This window comes from Arthrobacter sp. 10L424, assembly GCF_056395325.1.
This window is the reverse complement of the sequence record NZ_JBFTJH010000007.1, coordinates 78,821-99,687: the sequence shown is the minus strand read 5'-3', so window position 1 is coordinate 99,687 and position 20,867 is coordinate 78,821. Positions and strand designations below refer to the sequence as shown.

18 protein-coding genes and 1 tRNA gene are annotated in these 20,867 nt (G+C 66.0%); 9 read left to right on the top strand and 10 right to left on the bottom strand.

Features of this window, described 5'->3' with window-relative positions; translation table 11 throughout:
• Positions 1 to 97: 97 nt before the first annotated feature.
• The 4 genes from AC1DC5_RS13425 to AC1DC5_RS13410 form a co-directional block, all read right to left on the bottom strand.
• Complete coding sequence (locus AC1DC5_RS13425; protein ID WP_441404938.1) at positions 98 to 841, bottom strand: hypothetical protein; 744 nt, start codon at positions 839 to 841, stop codon at positions 98 to 100.
• A 101-nt stretch (positions 842 to 942) separates the two neighbouring features.
• The gene (locus AC1DC5_RS13420) at positions 943 to 1,659 is read right to left on the bottom strand and encodes a hypothetical protein (protein WP_441404937.1); all 717 of its coding nucleotides are present in this window, start codon (positions 1,657 to 1,659) and stop codon (positions 943 to 945) included.
• Positions 1,656 to 2,255 carry a hypothetical protein gene (locus tag AC1DC5_RS13415; protein ID WP_441404936.1) on the bottom strand — a complete coding sequence of 200 codons (600 nt, stop codon included), beginning with the start codon at positions 2,253 to 2,255 and terminating at the stop codon, positions 1,656 to 1,658. The genes AC1DC5_RS13420 and AC1DC5_RS13415 overlap by 4 nt, the downstream gene beginning before the upstream one ends.
• Positions 2,256 to 2,380: 125 nt before the next feature.
• Entirely contained in the window at positions 2,381 to 3,127 is a 747-nt protein-coding gene (locus AC1DC5_RS13410) for a hypothetical protein (protein WP_441404935.1), read from the bottom strand.
• A gap of 228 nt (positions 3,128 to 3,355) precedes the next feature.
• On the opposite strand from AC1DC5_RS13410, the gene AC1DC5_RS13405 reads away from it, so the two are divergent.
• On the top strand, positions 3,356 to 5,026 hold the full coding sequence (locus AC1DC5_RS13405; protein WP_476865475.1) for an ABC-F family ATP-binding cassette domain-containing protein: 1,671 nt from the start codon (positions 3,356 to 3,358) through the stop codon (positions 5,024 to 5,026).
• The gene (locus tag AC1DC5_RS13400; protein WP_441404933.1) at positions 5,023 to 6,936 is read left to right on the top strand and encodes an ABC transporter ATP-binding protein; all 1,914 of its coding nucleotides are present in this window, start codon (positions 5,023 to 5,025) and stop codon (positions 6,934 to 6,936) included. The genes AC1DC5_RS13405 and AC1DC5_RS13400 overlap by 4 nt, the downstream gene beginning before the upstream one ends.
• Here the strand turns inward: AC1DC5_RS13400 and AC1DC5_RS13395 are convergent.
• The 3 genes from AC1DC5_RS13395 to AC1DC5_RS13385 all read right to left on the bottom strand — a co-directional run bounded on the left by AC1DC5_RS13395 (position 6,933) and on the right by AC1DC5_RS13385 (position 7,914).
• Entirely contained in the window at positions 6,933 to 7,337 is a 405-nt protein-coding gene (locus AC1DC5_RS13395; RefSeq protein ID WP_441405015.1) for an NUDIX hydrolase, read from the bottom strand. The genes AC1DC5_RS13400 and AC1DC5_RS13395 overlap by 4 nt on opposite strands.
• A gap of 11 nt (positions 7,338 to 7,348) precedes the next feature.
• Complete coding sequence (locus tag AC1DC5_RS13390) at positions 7,349 to 7,840, bottom strand: DUF6314 family protein (RefSeq protein ID WP_476865474.1); 492 nt, start codon at positions 7,838 to 7,840, stop codon at positions 7,349 to 7,351.
• A 1-nt stretch (position 7,841) separates the two neighbouring features.
• Positions 7,842 to 7,914: transfer RNA gene (locus tag AC1DC5_RS13385), tRNA-Arg, on the bottom strand.
• A gap of 86 nt (positions 7,915 to 8,000) precedes the next feature.
• Between AC1DC5_RS13385 and AC1DC5_RS13380 the strand changes: the two genes are divergently transcribed.
• Positions 8,001 to 8,771, top strand: a complete 771-nt coding sequence (locus tag AC1DC5_RS13380; protein WP_476865473.1) for a DUF998 domain-containing protein — start codon at positions 8,001 to 8,003, stop codon at positions 8,769 to 8,771.
• 48 nt (positions 8,772 to 8,819) lie between these two features.
• On the opposite strand, the gene AC1DC5_RS13375 is transcribed toward AC1DC5_RS13380, so the two are convergent.
• On the bottom strand, positions 8,820 to 10,352 hold the full coding sequence (locus AC1DC5_RS13375) for a chitinase (RefSeq protein WP_441404930.1): 1,533 nt from the start codon (positions 10,350 to 10,352) through the stop codon (positions 8,820 to 8,822).
• 557 nt (positions 10,353 to 10,909) lie between these two features.
• Here AC1DC5_RS13375 and AC1DC5_RS13370 point away from each other — a divergent pair.
• From AC1DC5_RS13370 to AC1DC5_RS13360, 3 genes are read left to right on the top strand one after another with little or no spacing between them, the layout of a single operon-like run.
• Positions 10,910 to 12,943: a glycosyltransferase family 2 protein gene (locus tag AC1DC5_RS13370; protein WP_476865472.1), complete on the top strand. Its 2,034-nt coding sequence runs from the start codon at positions 10,910 to 10,912 to the stop codon at positions 12,941 to 12,943.
• A complete protein-coding gene (locus AC1DC5_RS13365; protein ID WP_441404928.1) occupies positions 12,940 to 13,392 on the top strand; it encodes a DUF7793 family protein in 453 nt (150 codons plus the stop codon). The genes AC1DC5_RS13370 and AC1DC5_RS13365 overlap by 4 nt, the downstream gene beginning before the upstream one ends.
• Positions 13,382 to 14,908 (top strand): putative bifunctional diguanylate cyclase/phosphodiesterase, encoded by a 1,527-nt coding sequence (locus tag AC1DC5_RS13360; RefSeq protein WP_476865471.1) that lies wholly within the window; start codon positions 13,382 to 13,384, stop codon positions 14,906 to 14,908. The genes AC1DC5_RS13365 and AC1DC5_RS13360 overlap by 11 nt, the downstream gene beginning before the upstream one ends.
• A gap of 67 nt (positions 14,909 to 14,975) precedes the next feature.
• Here AC1DC5_RS13360 and AC1DC5_RS13355 read toward each other — a convergent pair whose 3' ends face one another.
• Positions 14,976 to 15,125 carry a hypothetical protein gene (locus AC1DC5_RS13355; RefSeq protein ID WP_476865470.1) on the bottom strand — a complete coding sequence of 50 codons (150 nt, stop codon included), beginning with the start codon at positions 15,123 to 15,125 and terminating at the stop codon, positions 14,976 to 14,978.
• 210 nt (positions 15,126 to 15,335) lie between these two features.
• On the opposite strand from AC1DC5_RS13355, the gene AC1DC5_RS13350 reads away from it, so the two are divergent.
• Positions 15,336 to 16,361 (top strand): hypothetical protein, encoded by a 1,026-nt coding sequence (locus AC1DC5_RS13350; RefSeq protein WP_476865469.1) that lies wholly within the window; start codon positions 15,336 to 15,338, stop codon positions 16,359 to 16,361.
• Between the two features lie 108 nt (positions 16,362 to 16,469).
• On the opposite strand, the gene AC1DC5_RS13345 is transcribed toward AC1DC5_RS13350, so the two are convergent.
• A complete protein-coding gene (locus AC1DC5_RS13345) occupies positions 16,470 to 17,123 on the bottom strand; it encodes a hypothetical protein (protein WP_476865468.1) in 654 nt (217 codons plus the stop codon).
• A gap of 110 nt (positions 17,124 to 17,233) precedes the next feature.
• Between AC1DC5_RS13345 and AC1DC5_RS13340 the strand changes: the two genes are divergently transcribed.
• Complete coding sequence (locus tag AC1DC5_RS13340; protein WP_476865467.1) at positions 17,234 to 18,091, top strand: inositol monophosphatase family protein; 858 nt, start codon at positions 17,234 to 17,236, stop codon at positions 18,089 to 18,091.
• A 224-nt stretch (positions 18,092 to 18,315) separates the two neighbouring features.
• On the top strand, positions 18,316 to 20,844 hold the full coding sequence (pcrA, locus tag AC1DC5_RS13335) for a DNA helicase PcrA (protein WP_441405014.1): 2,529 nt from the start codon (positions 18,316 to 18,318) through the stop codon (positions 20,842 to 20,844).
• Positions 20,845 to 20,867: the final 23 nt, after the last annotated feature.

Below are 20,867 nucleotides of genomic sequence, written 5' to 3'. Positions count from 1 at the left end.
GGCTGCCTCGGCTCCGCACGGATTGTTCCCGTTCACGAAGCGTATGCCGCTTTCACACATTCATGATTCTCTCACGGTCTAATGATTTTGTGAATGCTCAGCCGAGGTTCCGGCGTAATGTTGCCTTAGCGTTACCTGATGGGTTGCTGATCAGCCCGGAGAACCACAGGGCGGCAAGGCCTGCAACGTAGCCCAGAACCGCCGTGTAGTTGACGAAACGCAACGCCTCGGCCCAGGCGGCTGGGGCCAGTGAGACCGGAAGGCTAAGGATCGCGAACAGGGCCCCCAGGAGGACCAGCAGGGCTCCGGCCCTGACCAGGCGAGGCTGTCGGCTCCTGACCGTGGCCAGCAACGGGGGAACCAGAATGAGCGACACGAACGCCGGGTAGGTACGGCCCGCAGCGGTGTAATAGGCGGCCAGGGCGGCGTTCCTGCCGCCGACGTCGGAGGGGACCCGCAGCCCCGCCGATGCCCCGGCCGTGTCCAGCAGGAGAAACGTCGCCAGCACGGCCAGGCAGCAGAGCGCCAGCGCCAAGCGGCCGGCAGTGCCCGCGATGAGGCCGTAGCCTCTGGTGGCCGCGAGGCCCCTGGTGATGCGGAGGCCCACCAGCAAAACTGTCGCGAAGACAAGATAGCGCAGGATCAGGCTCGTCACATGCCGTCCACCCAGGGCGCCGTCAATCGCCACGTAGAGCTCGGAGACGGCGAGCAGGCTGCAGATCGTTGCCAGCAGGAGGATGCCGAAGACGGTTCTGTTCCGGCCCTTCACGGCGTCCGGGACCCGCAGGAGGAGCGCCACGCAGCACACGGTCAGTGTCGCCCACTCCAGCGTTGCCATCATCGGGATCTCTCAAATCGCTTGGCGGCTCAGCCCCCAATGCCTATCCAGTGAAGTCAGTTTGCATCTTCGGTGTCCGCTTAGCCACTGCCTTGGACGGCCAGTCAAGAGCGAACGGTGCGCTTCGACATCAGGCTGGAGATCCAGACGAAAGCGAGACCCAGGGCAAGACACAGTATCGAACTGAAATTGATAATGGATTCCACATATCCAACCTCCGACGGGATCAGGGGGAAGAAGGAGCCGAAGGCCATACCCGCGAAGGCGACGGTCAGCAATAGCGCTCCGATGCGGATGGCCAGGGGTAGTCTCTGGCCGACGGCAAGGCAGGTAGCGGGCAGGATGCAGGCTGCCACGTAGGAGGGGTACAGGCGACCGGCAGCGGCATACGACTCGATGAGGGCGGCATTCTGAGGGCTCCTGGCGGGGAGGTCTCTCAGCCCGGTTTCGGTTCCTGCGGTGTCGGCCAACAGGAAGAGGACCAAGGTGGCGATGCCTATGACGGAGAGAACTCCTCGACCGGCGGGGCCGACGATGAGGCGGATGCTCTTCCGCGCGTCGAAAGCCTTGGCTATCCGGTATCCGGCCAGAAGTACTGTCCCGTAGACCACGAACCGAAGGATGAGGTTGGTGTAGTTCTGCGAACCGAGCCACGAATCGATGGCCACATAGCTCGCATCAATGCCCAGCAGAATGGCGACGGTCAGGAGCAGGAAAACGCCGAAAAGTGACCGGTTCTCACCGCGCAGGGCACTGGGAATCCGCGCGATCGCAACAATGGCGCAGACCGCGAGAGTTGTCCACTGCAGGATCGAGATCATCCGAGAGGCCTGCCAGCGAGGCGCTTGGCCGCCAGCACCCGGCTGAGCCACATCAGTGTGAGCCCCAGGACGAGGCCGAGAATGGCGGTGGAGCTGATGAAGTACTGCAGGTAGGCGAGATGCCGCGGCAACAGGTCACTGAATGACAAAAGAATCATGGCGCAGGATCCTACGGCTAGGACCGCGGCCCCGCTCCGTGGAAGCCGTGGCAGCCCGCTTCTCATGGTCCTGATGGTGGCCGGCAACAGGCATGCGGCGACGAAGGACGGGTAGAACCTGCCGGCAACCGTATACAGCTTGATGAGCTCGACGTTGTTGGCACTCTGGTCCGGTAGCGTGCCCAGTCCGGTCGAGCTTCCCGTCGTGTTGGCAAGGAGGAACGGGACCACCGTGGCGACCGCTACGAGGGCCAGTACTGCGAGGCCAACCGGACCGACGATGAGCCACACGCTGCGTTGTGCGTCGAAGCCCTTGGCGATCTTGTATCCGGCCAGAAGAACCACACTGTAAATGAGGAAGCGGAGGATGAGGTTCGCAAAGTTCTGCGAACCCAGCCATGCGTCCACGGGAAGGTACACGGCGTTAATGCTCAACAAGATCGCAAACGCTGACAGCGCGAAAATACCGAATATTGACCGGTTTTCACCCCGGAGCGCACTGGGGACACGGATTATTGCGACGAGGGCGCAGACCGCCAACGTAGTCCACTGCAGGATCGCGATCATCCGAGGTTCTCCCATATCTTTTTTGTCTGTTCGTGTTCCTGCTCCTGGCGGCGCAAAGTCCGGCCTAGGGACTGCAGGCGCTCGCCGGAAAGGGCCGTGAGCTCGCCGTCGGAGAGTGCGTCCAGGGCCGCCTGCCTTGCCTCCGGCACCCAACCGGCTTCCCGCTCCGTCAACAGTCCGGTGGCGACGAGTCCGCCCGTGAATCCTACGCCAGCCGCGCGCGCGGTAGCGACCGCCAGTTCCGGGGACAGCCGGTTAGCGGTCAACTGCGCCGAATAGTTCTGGGGCGCGACTCCCGTTGCCGCCGAAACGCGGTGCCGCAGTTCGCCGTCGTCGATCGCGTCCACCCAGTTCCGGACGGAGGTGGCGTGCGGGGCTGCGCTGAGCGCGGGGGTCAACGCGCTGCCGCTGTCGCCGAAGCCGCCATACGCCGGGGACGAGCGGGAAATAACCGCGCGGAGCAGGTCCATCGTCGCAATCTGGCTCACGAGTTCTGCAGCGGTGGGCGGCTGCGGCTGCTTCGCAAGCTCCGCATAGCTGTCAAACGAGCCGAGGTCGGCCAGTGGGTTGCGTTTCAGGGCGCGGCTGATGCTTACCAGGGTGGTTTCCGCGACCTTTCCCCGAACCAGCTGCTGGGCGAGCGTGGTGCGTTTGATCCCGGAGATCCTGCAGATATCGGCCGTGCTCGCGGTGGGAGCAACGCCATGGAGCCAGTGTTGAAACGCCTTGGCGGGTAATGGCATCTATGGCTTCCTGCGGAGTCGAATGGAAGGGGCGCTTCTGAAGATCGGTGGAGCAAGAACTGCATTGATTTTACGGGAGGTGCTGATTCAACTATGCTAGATCCTCGAACCCGCTGGTCCGTACACCCCCCAAGTCCGGACCAGCGGGTTCTTTCATGCCCGGCGGCTATTGGCCGCCCGGAGCGCCCCCCGGCCCTCTGTTTTGGGCCGCGGTGAGAGGATGGACTAATGACTGCAACCCTTGTTGCCAAGGACCTCGCCGGTGGTCACGACCACCGCACACTCTTCTCCAAACTCTCCCTGACCGTCGCACCGGGCGACGTCGTCGGCGTCGTGGGAGCCAATGGTGCGGGCAAATCCACCCTGCTCCGGCTCCTTGCCGGAGTGGACGAGCCGCAGGAAGGCACGGTCAGCCTTGCCCCGGCCGACGCGTTCGTGGGCTGGCTGCCCCAGGAGCACGAACGGATCGCTGGCGAAACGGTGGGCGGATACATAGCCCGGCGTACCGGCTGCGCCCAGGCCACTGTCGAGATGGAATCCGCGGCGGAGGCCCTTGGTGCCGGAGCCCCCGGCGCCGACGACGCCTACTCCCATGCCTTCGACCGCTGGATGGCCTCCGGCGCCGCCGACCTGGAAGAACGCATCCCGGCTGTGCTGGCGGACCTCGGCCTGGAGGTAGGCCAGGACGCGGACATGACGGGGCTTTCCGGCGGCCAGGCCGCACGCGTGGCGCTCGCGGCACTGCTCCTCAGCCGCTTCGACGTCGTGCTCCTGGACGAACCCACCAACGACCTGGACCTCAACGGGCTGGCCAGGCTGGAGGCTTTCGTGCAGGGGCTCCGCGGCGGCGTCGTGCTGGTCTCCCATGACCGCGAGTTCCTCGCCCGCTGCGTCACCACCATCGTGGAACTCGACCTCGCGCAGAATTCCGTGGCCGTATACGACGGCGGGTACGAGGCCTACCTCGAAGAACGCGCCGTCGCGCGCCGGCACGCCCGTGAACGGTACGAAGAGTTCGCCAACACCAAGGCAGACCTGGTGTCCCGGGCCCGAACCCAGCGCGAGTGGAGCTCCCAGGGCGTCCGGAACGCGATGAAGAAGAACCCGGACAATGACAAGATCCGCCGCGCGGCCAGCACCGAATCTTCCGAAAAGCAGGGCCAGAAGGTCCGCCAGATGGAATCCCGCATCGCCCGGCTCGAAGAGGTCGAAGAACCCCGCAAGGAATGGCAGCTGCAGTTCACCATCGGGGCGGCGCCGCGGTCCAGCGCTGTTGTGGCGACGCTTCGCGACGCGGTGGTCCACCAGAGCGGTTTCACCCTCGGACCCGTTAACCTGCAGCTCAACGCCGGGGAACGGATCGGCATCACCGGGCCCAACGGCGCCGGGAAGTCCACCCTGCTCCGCCTGCTGCTGGGCGTCCAGCGGCCCGATTCCGGCGACGCCTCGATGGGCGCCTCCGTGGCGGTCGGCGAAATTGACCAGGCCCGCGGGCTGCTGGCCGGCGGGCTGAAACTGGCAGACGCCGTCGAAGCCGTCCTGACGGACCAGTCCCCGGCGGAAGTGCGGACCCTGCTGGCCAAGTTCGGCCTCAAGGCAGACCACACCTCCCGGCCGGTCGACTCCCTGTCGCCGGGGGAGCGGACCCGCGCCGCGCTGGCCCTCCTGCAGGCGCGCGGAGTGAACCTGCTGGTGCTCGACGAACCCACCAACCACCTGGACCTCCCGGCGATCGAACAGCTCGAAGAGGCCCTCGAAGGCTACGACGGCGCCCTGCTGCTGGTCACCCACGACCGCAGACTGCTGGAAAACGTGCGCCTCGACGCGCGCTGGAACGTGAACAACGGCGTCGTCACGGAGCTGCTGGGCGCCACCGCCCCGAAAGGCAAGAACTCATGAGCATGGACCGGGTTGCGTGGAGCTCCTTGTACAACATCACGCGCGCCTCCAGCGGCTCGAAGCCGTTCTCGAAGGAAACGCTCAAGCGTGTGTTCAGCTTCGCCCGTCCGCACAAGGGCCGGCTGATCGCCTTCGTCCTGCTGTCGATCGTGATGGCCGTGCTGGCCGTCGCCACCCCGGTCCTGGCCGGGCAGGTGGTGGATGCGATCATCGCGGGCGCGGGCACCGACGTCGTGGTCTGGCTGGCCGTGCTGATCGCCATCGTGGCGGTCGCCGAGGCCGGGCTGGGACTCGTCACCCGCTGGCTGTCCTCCACGATCGGCGAAGGCGTGATCGTGGACCTGCGCACCAAGGTCTTCGACCACGTGCAGAAGATGCCGATCGCCTTCTTCACCCGCACCCGCACCGGGGCGCTTGTCAGCAGGCTGAACAATGACGTGATCGGCGCGCAGTCGGCGTTCGCCGGGACCCTGTCCGGCGTCGTCAGCAACGTCGTTGCCCTCGCCCTGACACTGGTGGTCATGCTGGGCAAGTCCTGGCTGGTGACGGTGCTGGCCATGATCCTGCTGCCCATCTTCCTGATTCCGGCCCGTCGGATGGGTTCCAAGCTGGCCGACCTGCGCCGCGAGGCCGCGGAACACAACGCCTCCATGGGCACGCAGATGACGGAGCGTTTCTCCGCCCCGGGCGCCACGCTGGTGAAGCTCTTCGGCCGCCCCGACGAGGAATCCCGGGAGTTCGCGGCCCGCGCGGGCCGGGTGCGGGACATCGGCGTCCGCACGGCGATGCTGCAGTTCACCTTCGTGACCGCCCTGACGCTGGTCTCGGCGCTGGCCCTCGCCCTGGTCTACGGCCTGGGCGGTTTCCTGGCGCTGCAGGGGCAGCTGGCAGCCGGCGACGTCGTGGTGCTGGCCCTGCTGCTGACCCGCCTCTACGCGCCGCTCACCGCGCTCTCCAACGCCCGCGTCGAGATCATGAGCGCCCTGGTCAGCTTCGAGCGGGTCTTCGAGATCCTGGACCTCAAGCCGCTCATCGAGCAGAAGCCTGACGCGGTGCAGTCGCCGGCCGGGCCGCTGTCCGTGGAGTTCGACGACGTCCGCTTCTCCTACCCGTCGGCGGACAAGGTCTCGCTCGCCTCGCTGGAAGACGTGTCCACGCTGGACACCCGCGGCGGCGAGGAGGTGCTGCACGGCATCAGCTTCCGGGTGGAACCCGGCCAGACGGTCGCCCTCGTCGGCTCCTCGGGCGCCGGCAAGTCTACGATCGCGCAGCTGCTGTCGCGCCTGTACGACGTCGATTCCGGTGCCGTGCGCTTTGGCGGAACCGTTCCCGGCACCGGCGTGGACGTCCGGGACCTGACCTTCGATTCCATGCGGCACACGCTCGGCATGGTCACCCAGGACGGGCACCTTTTCCACGAGAGCATCGCCTCCAACCTGCGTCTGGCCCGCCCGGACGCCAGCGACGAGCTGATGTGGGACGTGCTGCGGCAGGCGCGGCTGGAAGTCATGATCCGCTCGCTCCCGGATGGTCTGGACACGGTGGTGGGGGAGCGCGGGTACCGGCTCTCGGGCGGCGAACGCCAGCGCCTCACCATCGCCCGGCTGCTCATCGCACAGCCGCGCGTCGTCATCCTGGACGAGGCCACCGCGGCCCTGGATTCCACCAACGAGGCCGCTGTCCAGGAGGCGCTCAGCGCCGCGCTCGAGGGCCGCACCGCCGTCGTGATTGCGCACCGGCTGTCCACCATCCGGGCCGCCGACGCCATCCTGGTGGTGGAGGACGGCCGGATCGTGGAGCGCGGAACCCACAGCGGCCTGCTGGCCGCCGAGGGCCGCTATGCGGAGCTGTACCGGACCCAGTTCGCCGAGGCCAGTGCCGTGGCCGAGGAGTCCGTTCCCGGGCTCTAGCCTTGCTGGCCCGAGAGGGCTGGCAGGACGTGGTCGGTGAGCAGCGGGGCGAGGTCATCCGGCAGCTCCGCCGCCAGGTCCAGCCAGCGGATCTCGGCGATCTCGGCGGAGGGCCGGGCATGCCAGACTCCGGGGGCGGTGAAGACCGTGGCCTGGATCTGCGTCGCGGCCTCGTTGGCGGCGTCCGCGAACCAGACGCCCAGGAGCACCAGCTTGTCCGCCGCGAGGACGATTCCGACTTCTTCCGCCAGCTCCCGGGCGGCCGTCTGGGCGGCTGTCTCGCCCGCCTCGGGCTTGCCGCCGGGGTGCATGAACTTGTCCGTGCCGCGTTTGCGGACGGTGAGGAGGCGCCCGGCCTCGTCGAAGACACAGACGGCGGAAACCACAATGAGCGGGTTCATGGCGGGCGTGTTCATGCGGCGTCCGTGGTCCGGTGGAGCACGGACGTGAGCAGTTGGTCCTTGGCTGGGCCGGTGACATCCCACTCGTAGCGGAACTCATCCGGACCGGTCCAGGTGTACTGCACGCGGTAGTTGTCCGGGTCGCACCAGTGCTGGTCCCGGCCGCTCTGCGGGCCGAAGCCCATGCGGTGGAACGGCCTGCCGTCGGGGAAGAACATGTCCATCGTGTCCGGTGCGCCGGCGGGCCGCAGCAGGTATTCCCGGCTCGCCGGCCCGGCGAACGGTGTGCCCGCCGGTCCGCCGGGGACGGATGCCCAGGCAACGGTGCCCTCTTCGCGGAAGCGGAGGCCGCCGTCGGGCGTTTTGGTAAAGCGGACGACGCCGGTGAAGGACCCGCGGGTGCCGGTGGACATGTCGAGGAGGGTGCGTTCCACGGTCCAGGAGCCCAGCAGGTAGGCGCGGAGATCGAAGTCCGGAGCGGCGGCCGGCGGCTGGGGGTTCAAGTGCCCTCGATTGGAATCGAACCAACGACACCGGCTTTAGGAGAGCCGTGCTCTATCCACTGAGCTACGAGGGCGGGTATCCGTGCTGGACGGCCGCGGGCCGGCCCGTTCGGACACGGATATAAGCATACAAGGTGACGGGCCGTACTACGCTCTTGGCATGGCCGCCCCCGCTGACTCGCCGTCCCAAAACATTATCTACATCCCCGATCTGCCGTCCACGCGGTTTTATGCGGGCGCACTGGCGCTGCTCAGCGTGCTGCAGTATTTCGTGGCGGAGGCGGCCGTGATCGGCGCGTGGGCGGGGCAGCAGCCGTACAGCCGCCGGACCGGTTACATTAGCGATCTGGGCGCCGCGGGCTGCGGGCTTTTCGACGGCCGCGACGTCTGCTCGCCGGCGCATGTGCTCATGAACGCCTCGTTCGTGGTCCAGGGCATCGGGATGATGGTCGGCGCCCTGCTGCTGAGTTCGGCGCTGCTGTGCACGGCAGCGCGGCCCGGCGCACAGTTCACACTGGTGCCGGGTGGCCGTTTCACTTGGGCTGCCGCGGTCTCCGCACGTTCCCTCACCGCCGTCGCCGGAGCCGGCACCGTCCTGGTGGGGCTGGTCCCTGAGGACGCCGGTTCCGTGTGGCACGGGGTGGGCGCCATCATGTATTTCGGTGCCGGGAGCCTGGCCCTGTTGCTGCTGGGGTGGCTGTGGCTTCGGCAGACACCCCTTAGCTGGCCCATCCTGGTCTGCGGCCTCGTGTCTCTCGGCGCCCTGGTCACCGGCGGGGTGACAGGGATGGACGTGCCGGAGCCGGGGACCCTGGAGCGGCTCATGGGGTACCCCATCACCATCGGCACGGCCGCCGTGGGTCTGGTGGTAGCCCAGCGGGTGGGCCGGGACCGCTCGCTCCGGAAGTCCCGCGGGGCGCTGCAGGCATGAGCCGGGCCCGACCCCATAGGGCGGGCCCGGGGACGGCCTGAGCCCGCCCTATGGGGACGGCGCCGGCGTGGGAGCCGGCGTCGTCATCAGCTTCAGCAGTTCCTCGTCGCGGAGCTTGGACCACGGCGATTCCGGTGATCCCTGCAGGGCAGCCTCGGGGCTGTCCGTCTGAGTCCACCATTTCGCCTCAAACACCCGGCCCTCAAAGAGCACCCGGTCGCCCTTGCGGTAGACCTTGGCAGGCTCCCACTGCGGCGCGGTGCCGTCCGGGGCGGTGAGCTGCGGGGTGGGCCTGTCGCCTGGCAGTACCGGGCCGATGATGCGCCACGGCGTTGCGGCGCCCTGGAGCACCGGGTTGTCCGGCGTGTCGGCCCGGGTCCACCACTTGGCCTCGTAGACATTGGAGTGCCAGACGATCCGCTCGCCACTCGTGTAGGCGGTGCTTTCGTTCCAAACCGGGTAAGGGCTGGTCGACGGATCATCGGTGACGGCCGGGGCCCGCGTCGGCTGCGCCACGGCTGCTGGCGCGGTGGGAGGACTGCCGGTGACGCCGGCACCGAGAATCGTGGCAAACGTTGCTGTTCCCTGCTCGACGCCGCTGCAGCCGTCCGAGACTTGCGTGACGTCGGGGTAGTTGGGGCTGCATGTCCGGTCACGGTTCAGGGACCACATGGACAGGCGGCCGACGCCCTTGGCGCTCGCGTAGGCGCTGAGTTCCTCCGCGTCCTTGAGCGTGAAGATTTCACCGGCGATGTCGTTCTGGCCGATCATCGGCGTCAGCCCGATCTTGCGCCATACGGTCTCACTACCCAGCTCGCTGCCGGCGTCCCGGTACAAGCCGGTGAGCTGCCGGTGGGCGGCTTCCGCAGCCGAGACGGCATTCCCGTACATCGACCGGTCCGTCAGCCTGCTGCCGCCATAGTCCATGGTCATAATGTTCACGCCGGCCAGGTCAGTCCCCGCGGCGATCATCCGGCGCACGGCGTCGCTGCCCGCCGTCGTTAGTCCGTTGGGGTCTGCCGGCAGGGTCAGCCACACGGTGAGGTCCTTGCCGCTCCCGCGGCGATCCTGCTGCAGCGCCGCGACGGCCGCTGCCCGCCGGTCAAGGGAAGCGACGTCGCTGAGGGCTTCGCCTTCGATGTCCAAGTCGATGCTGCTGACGTTGTAGCGGTCCACGACGGCGCCGTAGGCGGCCTCGAGTTTGCCAGCGTCAGTGCAGGTCGTGGCCAGTTCCTTGTTGATCAGGCCGCCGAAAGAGATCGAGACGGTCCCGCCCAACTGCTGGAGCCGGGCAACCCTGCGGTCCACGTCCAGCGCGGATCCGGCCTCGTCGAGGGAGTAGGCGGCGCCCCAACTCGGGGTGCAGCCATTCCCGGCGTCCGCCACAATGAAGGACAGCAGTACGTTTTCGGCTTCCTTCGATACCGGGTCCTCGAAGGCGTAGCGCGGAGTCGCCGTGACGTCCACGTAGCCGGAGAAAATGGACGGAATGGATTCGGCCGTCCTCACATCCTGGAAGTTGCCCCATGCGGCCACACTTCCCGCCGTGATTGCCATGACGACGCCGGTGAGAATGCCCACCCGAACGATCGATAATTTGCGGCCTGGGAATCTTTTGGACACAGGGCCCCCTTATGTCTTTTAGTGAACCGCCGGGCACACGCCGGCCATCGGGATCAGTTCGTGGAATTTCCGGGGTGTCTTATGTCCGGTAGCGGTCTGACCTTGCATTATCATAAGGGCACTCACTGGAACATTCCGGTGCACCGGGCGCGATTTGTCGTCAGCGCACGCCAAAACGCCGATTTTGCAGTCTATGGGGACCAATGTCTGATCAGCTAGTCTTGCCGCGCCCTGACGCAGAAAGCGTCGTTAGTGAACAAAAGGGTGCAGTTCGGCGCCGTCAGTGGGGCGCTGAAAAGCGGTCCGAACCGCTTTCGATTGTTCACCCACGGCCCTCCCGCCGGAAAATTATCCTTGGCCGGCTGGGCATTCTCACCACGCTCCTTGCCTGGGTCAGCTACGTCATTTCGACAATTCTGCGGGAGTTGGCCGACAACCCGAATGCCGGGTTCAGATTCCAATTTGAGACAGTCTCCTATCTGGTTGTCGTAACATTCCTGACTTTTTCGGCGCTAATGTACCTGATAGCGCGTCAGGGTGCCCTGTACCGGTTCCGGGACCATTCACGGGTTCCGCGCGGGGAATTGGACCGCCACTTCGCTGACTACGCCGAAGGCATTACGGTGCTGGTGCCGTCCTACGCCGAGGAACCGCAAGTGGTGCGGGCCACGCTGTGGTCAGCAGCACTGCAGGAATTTCCCGACCTCAAAGTTGTCCTTCTGGTTGACGATCCGCCCAATCCCTCCGACCCGGCTGATCGAGCCAAACTTGAAAGGACCCGCGGCCTGTCGGCCGAAATTTCCGCGGCTATGAGCATCCCCGCGGCGCGGTTCAACTCCGCCCTGACGGATTTCCGTCGCCGTGCAAAGACGGTAGCTCCCAAAGAGCGCGCCGAGCTGGCGTTGCTGATCGTCGAGTACGAGGCGGCAGCAGAATGGCTGGAATCCATGGCGGCAGGCGAGCAGGTCGAAGACCACGTGGACGAGTTCTTCGTGGACCTGGTCCTGATGGGGCTCGCCCGCGAGCTGCGGCTGGTCCTGGTTGGCCTGAACGCTGCTTTCGTGCAGCACGCCTCGCCGCCGTGGTCCCGGCTCGACGAGCTGTACCTGCGCCTCACCTGGATCTTCAACGTTTCCACCGAAACTTTCGAGCGCAAGAAATACGCCAGCCTCTCGCACGAGGCCAACAAGGCGATGAACCTCAATGCCTACATTTCCCTGATGGGACACTCCTGGAAGGAAGAGGACACCGCCGACGGCGTGGTCCTGCGTAAAGTCCAGGGCGACGCCGAACTTGAAGACTCGGACCGGATCCTGGATTTCCCGGACACCACCTACCTCCTCACCCTCGACGCCGACTCGCTCCTTCTGCGGGACTACTGCCTCCGCCTGGTGTACTTCCTCGAATCGGCGGGCAACGAGCGCGTCGCCGTGACCCAGACGCCCTACTCTTCCTTCCGGGGCGCACCCACCCGGATCGAACGCGTCGCGGGAGCCACGACTGATCTGCAGCACATCCTTCACCAGGGAATGACGTACTACGGAGCCACCTTCTGGGTCGGCGCGAATGCCATCATCCGGAAGCGCGCCCTCGAGGACATCGTGGAGGTTGAAGCCAGGGGGGGATTCGAGATCCGGACGTACATCCAGGACCGCACTGTCATCGAAGACACCGAGTCCAGCATTGACCTTGGTCAGCACGGCTGGACTCTCGTGAACTATCCGGAGCGACTAAGTTACAGCGCCACGCCGCCCGACTTCGGCTCGTTGGTGGTCCAGCGCCGCCGCTGGGCCAACGGCGGACTCCTGATCCTGCCCAAGCTGTGGGCCCAGCTTCGCCAGCGCCGGTCAGACCGCCGCCGGATCCTGTTCCGCGAAGTGCTGCTGCGCGTGAACTACATGGCATCCATCGCCTGGGCGAGCTTCGGCCTGGTCTTTCTGCTGGCCTACCCCTACGACAGCCGGCTGCTGAGCCCCATCGTGTTCCTCGCCGCCCTGCCTTATTTCCTGGCCATGGGCAGCGATCTGCGTGACTGCGGGCACCGCTTCAGCGACATCCTGCGGATTTATGGTTTCAACCTGGTGCTGCTTCCGGTGAACCTGGCCGGGGTGCTGAAATCGCTGCAGCAGGCTGTCACCGGCGACAAGATTCCTTTTGTCCGCACTCCCAAGGTCAAAGACCGTACCGCCGCCCCCGGGCTCTACGTCCTGACGCCCTACGCGATCGTCGCGTTCTCGCTGCTGACAGTCTGGCGCGATGCCCAACTGGGTAACTGGGGCAATGTGGCATTCGCATCGCTCAACGCCATCTTGGCTGCCGGAGCAATTCGGGCCTACATCGGTGTGTTCAATTCCGTGGTCGATATTTTCCTCGGTATGGTCAACTGGCTGTATGTCAGTCCCCGGCCCAAGAAAGTAGAGGAGAGCCTCGTGGTTGAGAAGACAGCCGAGGAGGTCGACTGGGAGACCATTTTATACCATGGCGACCGCCGGTTGAACCGGGATCTCCGCGGTTCAACCGACCGCCGTCGTCGAATTGCTGTGCGGTGAGCGTCGAAGCGCCGGTGGCGCCCGATGAGCGCATTCCGGAGGAAGGCCCGGACGCCGATTTCCCGGCCGCGACGGAGACGCCGGCCGGTGCCGTGATCGGTGTCCGCGTGCGCGACGGCGGCATCATCGAAGTCGCGCTTCCGGCCAACGCCGAAATCGAGGGGCCCGAGGCGCGCGTGGCCGGCGCTACGGTCCGCGCACTGGCCAACGGCCGGCGTATGCCGGTGCTGCTGGTCATCACCGGGGTCGTGGGCGTCAGCCTCGAGGCGCGGCACGTCTATGCCACCTCCATTGCGGCGTCGGCCTTTGCCCTCGTGGGGGAAAGCCCTGTCGACCGCGTGATCGCGCACTACCTGCTGCGATCAAAGACCGAGACGATCCCGGCGCGATTCTTCACGTCCGAGGCTGAGGCCATCGATTGGTTAGGGCAATACACGAGTGAAGACTGATCCGCCGGACCCCAGGCTGCATGCCCTCGTCGAAGGCATCGTCCGCATCGCAGGAGGCGACCTGACCACCAGGATTCCCCACTCCGGTGCCAGGGACGACGTCGCCGCGGTCATTGCCGGGATCAACCTGATGGCTGACGACCTGCAGACCATTTATCAGGAACTTGAGGAACGCGTCGAAAGTCGGACGGCGATGCTGCGCGAGGCCCAGGTCGAGCTTGAGCGGATGGCACTGACTGACCCGCTCACCCAGCTCGCCAACAGGACGGCGCTCAATTCGGTCCTGAGTCACGCCCTTGCCGAAACGTCCCGAGGCGAAATGCCGCCGGCACTGCTGGTCCTGGACCTGGATTCCTTCAAGGGCATCAACGACACCCTGGGACACAGCGCCGGCGACGACGTCCTCCGCGTGATCTCCCGGCGTCTGCAGGACGCAGTCCGGGAGACGGATACCGTTGCACGCCTCGGCGGCGACGAGTTTGCCGTCATGCTGCCGAAGTCCAACTTGGTCCGGGCCCGGCGGGTCGCGAACCGAATCCTCAAGGCGCTCGGCGAGAGCCTGGAAGTCGGGGATCTGCGCATCACGTGCGGTACCAGCATCGGATTGAGGGTGGCGGAAGCCGGGCAGACCGTCGACGATCTGGTCATGGAAGCAGACACCGCGATGTACGCTGCCAAGGCCCAGCCGCACAGCAGTATCAAGGTGTTCGAGCCGGCCCTGCTTTACGCCCGCCGGCTGCAGAGCGTCATGATCACCGAAATGCGCGAGGCGATCCTCCAGGACCAGCTCACGCTGCACTACCAGCCGGTCGTGGACCTGGCCACCGGAAAGATCGAAGGTGTCGAGGCGCTGGTGCGCTGGAACCACCCGGAGCGCGGCCTGCTGATGCCCGATTCCTTTATCCCGCTCGCTGAAGAGACGGGGATGATCGTGGACCTCGGCCACTGGGTGTTGAGGAATGCGGTGCGCCAACTGAGGCGCTGGCAGCAGGACCTGAACGTGGACGCCGACTTCAACGTCCGGGTCAACATCTCGACCACCGAGCTGCAGAACCTCGATCTGATAGAACACGTCCGCGACATCCTCCGCGAAACGGGGGTGGACGCCGCCAACCTCATTGTCGAGTTGACGGAGTCCATGGCCGTCAATGGCGGGGATGTGGACAAATACTCCCTCAGCGGCCTGCGGCGTTTGGGCGTGCAGCTTGAGATCGACGACTTTGGCACAGGCTATTCGTCCATCAGCTACCTGCGGAAGCTTCCGGTCAACGTTGTCAAGATCGACAAGAGCCTGATCGACGGGCTGGGTTCAGACGCGGACGAGAGCAAATTCGTGGAGGCGGTGCTGCACCTCATCCACGCCTGCGGACTCAAAGCTGTGGCCGAGGGCATCGAGACGGCGGAGCAGGCCGCCGAGCTGGTCCGACTGGGCTGCTCAAGCGGCCAGGGCTACTATTTCGGCCGGCCAGTTCCGGCGTCGGAGATCGAGGCGCTGATCGGGCGGGCGAGCCCGTAGCTTCGGCGGCACGAAAAAACGGTGGGTGTCGGAATCCGACACCCACCGTTCGACTACGCCGTCTCCGCTAGTTCTTCGGAGTGGAGTTCGGCCACCATTCGACAGCCACTACAGAGCCCTGGCCCGAGTTTCCGGTTGCCGAGACGGCAGCGGAGGCGGACAGGCCTGCGGCAGCCAGCGCACCGGCGACGAGGAGTGTAGCGAGGGTTTTCTTCATTTGGACTCCTGATACATAAGGGGCTGATGTGACTCATGTGGTGCGAGTTCAGTATAGGGGCACCCGACACGCCTAGAAGTAACAATATGTCTGCCAACCATAACTCTTGTGTTATTTGCGCGTAGCTGCGCAACTCCTGCGTGAATACTTCGACGCTCCCGCTTGCACGTCATGTACATTTCCCTGCCCTTGGGGACGGATAATTGGGTCATGCAACAAAACACCTTGCCTCCCGCGTACTTCGCAGCTGAGCTTCGCGCCCGGCAATACCGGGGCGAACACGACTTCAAAGCGGCTGCGCGGAGCGCGGAGGAAGCTGCTGCAACGGCTGTGGCCGCGGGGGAAGTCGATGCCGGATGGGACATGAGCTTCTTCCAGGCAGAAAACCTCTTGGACGCGGGGGAGTTCGACGAGGCGGCGGCGCTTGCAGTTGCCTTGGTGAACGGTTCCTTTGGGGTCCCAACAGCGCAGGCCATGGCAAAGGCGCATATTCTCTTGGCAATGGCGAGCCAGCTAGCTGGGCTATTGGAGCAGGCTGCTGACTCGGCGCGAACAGCTGCAGAATTGACTGTGGAGGACGCCGACGTCGAGATTAATCTAAAGGCCCGCCATGCATTGATCGCTGCTCTGGCAGACTGCGGGATGTTGGACGAAGCCTGGAACGAGTGCACCATCCTCGCCAGCATCGTTTCGGAAGAAGTAGATGAGCAGCTTGCGGGCAAGGCTTACTGGGTTATTGGCAACGTGGCGTTCCTCTGTAACCGAGTCGACGAGGGGCTGCGATACCACGAACTTGCGGCGGCGACATTCTCGCCCGCCAGGAATCTGGACGTCTGGGCGAAATTCAACAAAGCGTCAGCAGCCATGCGATTGGCTGCGGACATCGCCGACGCCGACACATTGCGGTGCATCGAGCGCGCAGAACTGGCAACTGACGTTATCGGCGGAAGTTCGAATGACTATCACTTGTTGAAACTTAACCGCGCGCACTGGACGCTACTAGCGGGCGACGCCGCGACTGCTATAGGTCTTTTGGACGATCTTTGCAGGCTGGAGGACGGAATCTCTCCACAAAGGACCGGGGAGGCATGCCTGCTGCTGGGCAGAGCGTACATAGCAACCGGAGACAAGCCGGCGGCAAAGGACGTTCTGTTGCGCGCCGCTGAGCAATTCGAAACGGCGGGCGCCCCGCAGCGCGCGGACCAGGCTAGGGAGTACCTCGCCAGCGAGGCCTGAGACCACCCTGGCTCGGTTCCCCACCGGCCTGGCGGTTACATACCGCGGCGCATGCCCTCCGGGTGCGGCGACGGGTGGACGTAGTGGGATTATGTCCAGTGGCCGGGCCTAAGGCTGGGCATGTCCCGCGGTGGGAGCCTTTGCCGCCGCAGGCTTGCGGCCCAGAAACACCGCGGCGCCCCCAACAACCAGGCTCAGCACCAGCAGCACCCACCCGGCGACGGTGAGGCCGGATGGCAGGGCAACCTGCCCGGCGTCGACAGTTTGGGCGGACAGCATCGAATCGATGGCCGCATTGCCCCACAGCCTGACTGCCGCGAAGAGCAGGGGCACGGCCCACAGCGCCCAGCGCAGTCCCTTACGTGCCACGTTGGTGCCGATGAGCAGCAGCCACGTGAAGCCGAAGATCAGCGGGAAAAGCGTACCGGCGGTTTTGTGGATGTAGTTCAGCTGCCCGCGGGCGTCTTCGTCCATGGCGGTGCGCAGCTGCTCCACGTAGCCGGAGTCGAAGCCGCCGACCAGGGAATCCGGCATAGCAAGACCCCCGCTGAGCTGGGTGAGCTGGTTCAGTGTGAGCAGGTGGAGGTACCAGAACAGGAACAGGCTGGCCACAACACCCGCAATCAGGATCAGGTTGCTGTTGCTCTGCGCCTTTTGCGGGGTCCGGCTGGTGCTGGGGTTGATCACCGACGGCAGCTGGTGCTGGGGGACGACGGCGTTCGCGCCGTGCTTCTTGATCCGCTGTGCGGGTGTCTTGGCCATGGCTCCATTATCGCCCGGGCACAGAAGTCATTGAGCGCGGATCCCGCGACGCCGTCCGCTGTCCGCCCGCCGCCTGTTCACTGCAGGCAGGCGCCGATAGGCTGGAGCGCGTGACCGAACTAGGAAAACACCGGCTCGGCCGGCACAGCTCCGCTGAACTCAATCCCGCACTGGACGACTACCAGCTCGCCGAGGCCCTCGTGCGCGAGGCCGGGACCCTCGCGCTCCTTATGCGGCAGGCCGGCTTGGAAGGCCGGCAAAAGACCTCGGTTTCCGACGTCGTTACGGCCGCGGACCACGCGGCCGAGGCTTACGTGCTGGAACAGCTCCAGCGCTGCCGGCCCGACGACGGCATCCTCGGCGAAGAGGGCGCCTCCGTGGACGGCACCAGCGGCCGGACCTGGGTTATCGACCCGGTGGACGGGACATACAACTTCCTGCACGGGTCCACCTACTGGTGCTCCGCCATTGCCTTGAAGGACTCATCCGGTGTCGTGCTCGGCGGAATCTTCCAGCCGGAGGAGGACAAGCTCTGGCTCGGTGGAATAGACAGGCCCTCAACCCTCAACGGCGAACGGCTGACCACTTTCGGTACGGAGGGGGCTCCCGGCGCCGGCCGTTCGGACGTGCCCCTATCCGAACTCGGCGCCGCGACTTACATCCACCCCACCTGGCTGGCCGACCCGCTGTGCGCCATGCCATGGCACGCCGCCGCGACCTCCGCCGCCGCGCTGCGCATGTTTGGCTCCGGCTCCTGCGACCTCAGCCGGGTGGCCGACGGCGAACTGGGCTGCTGGTTCCAGCACAGCTGCCCGGAGTGGGATTGGCTGCCGGGGAAAGCCATCGTCCTCGCTGCCGGCGGCGCGGCCGACGTCGTCCGGGTCAACGGACTGGACTGGTTCGTCGCCGGAGGCACGACGGCGGTCCGTCACCTGCGCGCCGCCCTCGAATCCGGCTCCGTGACGTAGGCCCGGGCGCCCAACTCCCCGCCGCGCGGCACATGCCCCGTTCGTGGGCCTGAGACTGGACATGCTCAGTCCTCGCTTGCACGGGTGGGGGTCATGCTCATGCTTGGCCGCGGGGCGTGGGCATGCGGGCATTGTGTCCAGTGGCTGCGGGCGGGTCGGGGCATGTGCCGAGGGGGCGGACCTGACTGTCAGTGGCACCGCCTAGACTTGTTAACACCATGGATATGTTGTTTGACCCTTACGCCGACGGACCCTTCCAAGCTGCCTCGAACACGGCGGCGCGCACCAAAACGCCTGCCGGCCATGGGATGGCGGCGCTGGATTCCGCACTGAATTCTGCCTCCGGCGCCGGGTCCAGTGGCGGCCACGGGGGCAATCCGGCCGGGGAACCGGACCACCACCGGCTTCCGGGCGCGGCCGAGCTCCTGGAGGGGCTGAACCCGCAGCAGGAAGAGGCCGTCAAGCACGCCGGCAGCGCCCTGCTGATCGTCGCGGGCGCCGGCTCGGGCAAGACCCGCGTGCTCAGCAACCGCATTGGCTACCTGATCGCCACCCGGCGCGCGCACCACGGCGAAATCCTGGCCATCACCTTCACCAACAAGGCAGCCGCGGAAATGCGCGAGCGGGTTGAGGCCCTGGTGGGCGGCCGGGCCAAGACGATGTGGGTCTCCACGTTCCACTCCTCGTGCGTCCGGATCCTGCGCCGCGAAGCCAAGAATGTCGGCCTGAACTCCAACTTCTCCATCTACGATTCCGCCGACTCGCTGCGCCTCATCACCCTCGTGGCCAAGAACCTGGACCTCGATCCGAAGCGTTTCGCGCCCAAGGCAATCCAGCACAAGATTTCGGCGCTCAAGAACGAACTGATCGACGCTGACAGCTACTCCTCCAGCGCGAACTACAACGATCCCTTCGAACAGGCCGTCGCCGAGGTTTTCAAGGGCTATACGCAGCGGCTGCGCCAGGCCAACGCGATGGACTTCGATGACCTGATCGCCGAGACGGTCTACATGTTCCGCGCCTTCCCGGCGCTCGCCGAATCCTACCGGCGCCGTTTCCGGCACGTCCTGGTCGACGAATACCAGGACACCAACCACGCCCAGTACGCGCTCGTCCGCGAGATCGTGGGCGAAGGCCCCGGCGCGGCTGAACTCACGGTCGTGGGCGACTCGGACCAGTCGATCTACGCCTTCCGCGGCGCCGACATCCGCAACATCGTGGAGTTCGAGAAGGACTACCCCGACGCCCGCACCATCAAGCTCGAGCAGAACTACCGCTCCACCCAGACCATCCTCAGCGCTGCCAACTCGGTCATCTCCCGCAACCCCAACCGGCCGGAGAAACGACTGTGGACGGCGGAAGGCGACGGCGAGAAGATCGTCGGCTACGTCGGCGAGAACGAACACGACGAAGCCCAGTTCATCGCCAAGGAAATCGACCGCCTGCAGGACGAAGGCGACCTCCGCCCCGGCGACGTCGCCATCTTCTACCGCACCAACGCCCAGTCCCGCTCCATCGAGGATGTCCTGGTCCGCGTCGGACTCCCGTACAAGGTGGTCGGCGGGACCCGGTTCTACGAGCGCAAGGAAATCAAGGACGCCCTCGCCTACCTGCGCGTCCTGGTCAACCCGGACGACGACGTCAACCTCCGCCGCATCCTGAACGAGCCCAAACGCGGCATCGGCGACCGCGCCGAGGGGGCCGTGGCCTCCCTCGCGCAGCGCGACAGGATCTCGTTCATGGCCGCCGCCCGCCGCGCCGACGAGGCACCCGGCATGGCCACCCGCTCCGTCAACGCGGTCCAGGGCTTCGTGAAGCTGCTCGACGACCTCGCCGAGGTGGCCTCCGGGTCCGGTGCTGCCGCGGCCCTGGAGGCTGTCCTCGAACAGACCGGCTACCTCGCGACCCTTCGTTCCAGCACCGACCCGCAGGACGAATCCCGGGTGGAGAACCTCGCCGAACTCGTCGCCGTCGTGCGGGAATACGAGCGGGACAACCCCGAAGGTTCCCTCGGCGCCTTCCTGGAAGGCGTCTCCCTCGTGGCCGACGCCGACCAGATCCCGGACGCGCCGGCAGGCACCGCCGACGAGCTGGCCGCCGCCGTCGCCGAAGCCAAGCGGCTCGGCGTGGTCACCCTGATGACCCTGCACACAGCCAAGGGACTGGAATTTCCGGTGGTGTTCCTGACCGGCATGGAGCACGGGCTGTTCCCGCACCAGCGCTCTGCCACCGACCCCAAGGAATTGGCCGAGGAACGCCGGCTGGCCTACGTCGGCCTGACCCGGGCCCGGAAGCGCCTGTACCTGACCCGCTCCGAAGTGCGCAGCATGTGGGGCCAGAGCCAGTACAACCCGGCCAGCCAGTTCATCGAGGAAATCCCGGCCGAGCTGGTGGAGTGGAAGCGTGAGGGCTCCACCCGCCAGGCCGGCGGCTGGGGGAGCGGCGGCTCCATTGGCTCGAGCCGGTACGGCGGATCCTTCTGGGGAGCGGGCACGGCCCGCGGCACGGAGGCCAGCCCCTCGGCCGGGTTCAACGCCGATGTTCCTGCGGCCATCGCCAAGAACCGGGTGCAGCCGCAAAAGGAGGTCGTCGCCGTCAGCGTGGGCGACAAGGTCAACCACACGAGCTTCGGCAACGGCACTGTGCTGGCCGTCGAGGGTGCCGGGGACAAAACCGTCGCCAAGGTGAAGTTCAGCGTCGGCGAGAAGCGGCTCCTGCTCCGCTACGCCCCGCTGACAAAGCTCGACGCCTAAGCGGAACGGGCCCGCCCGCCAGC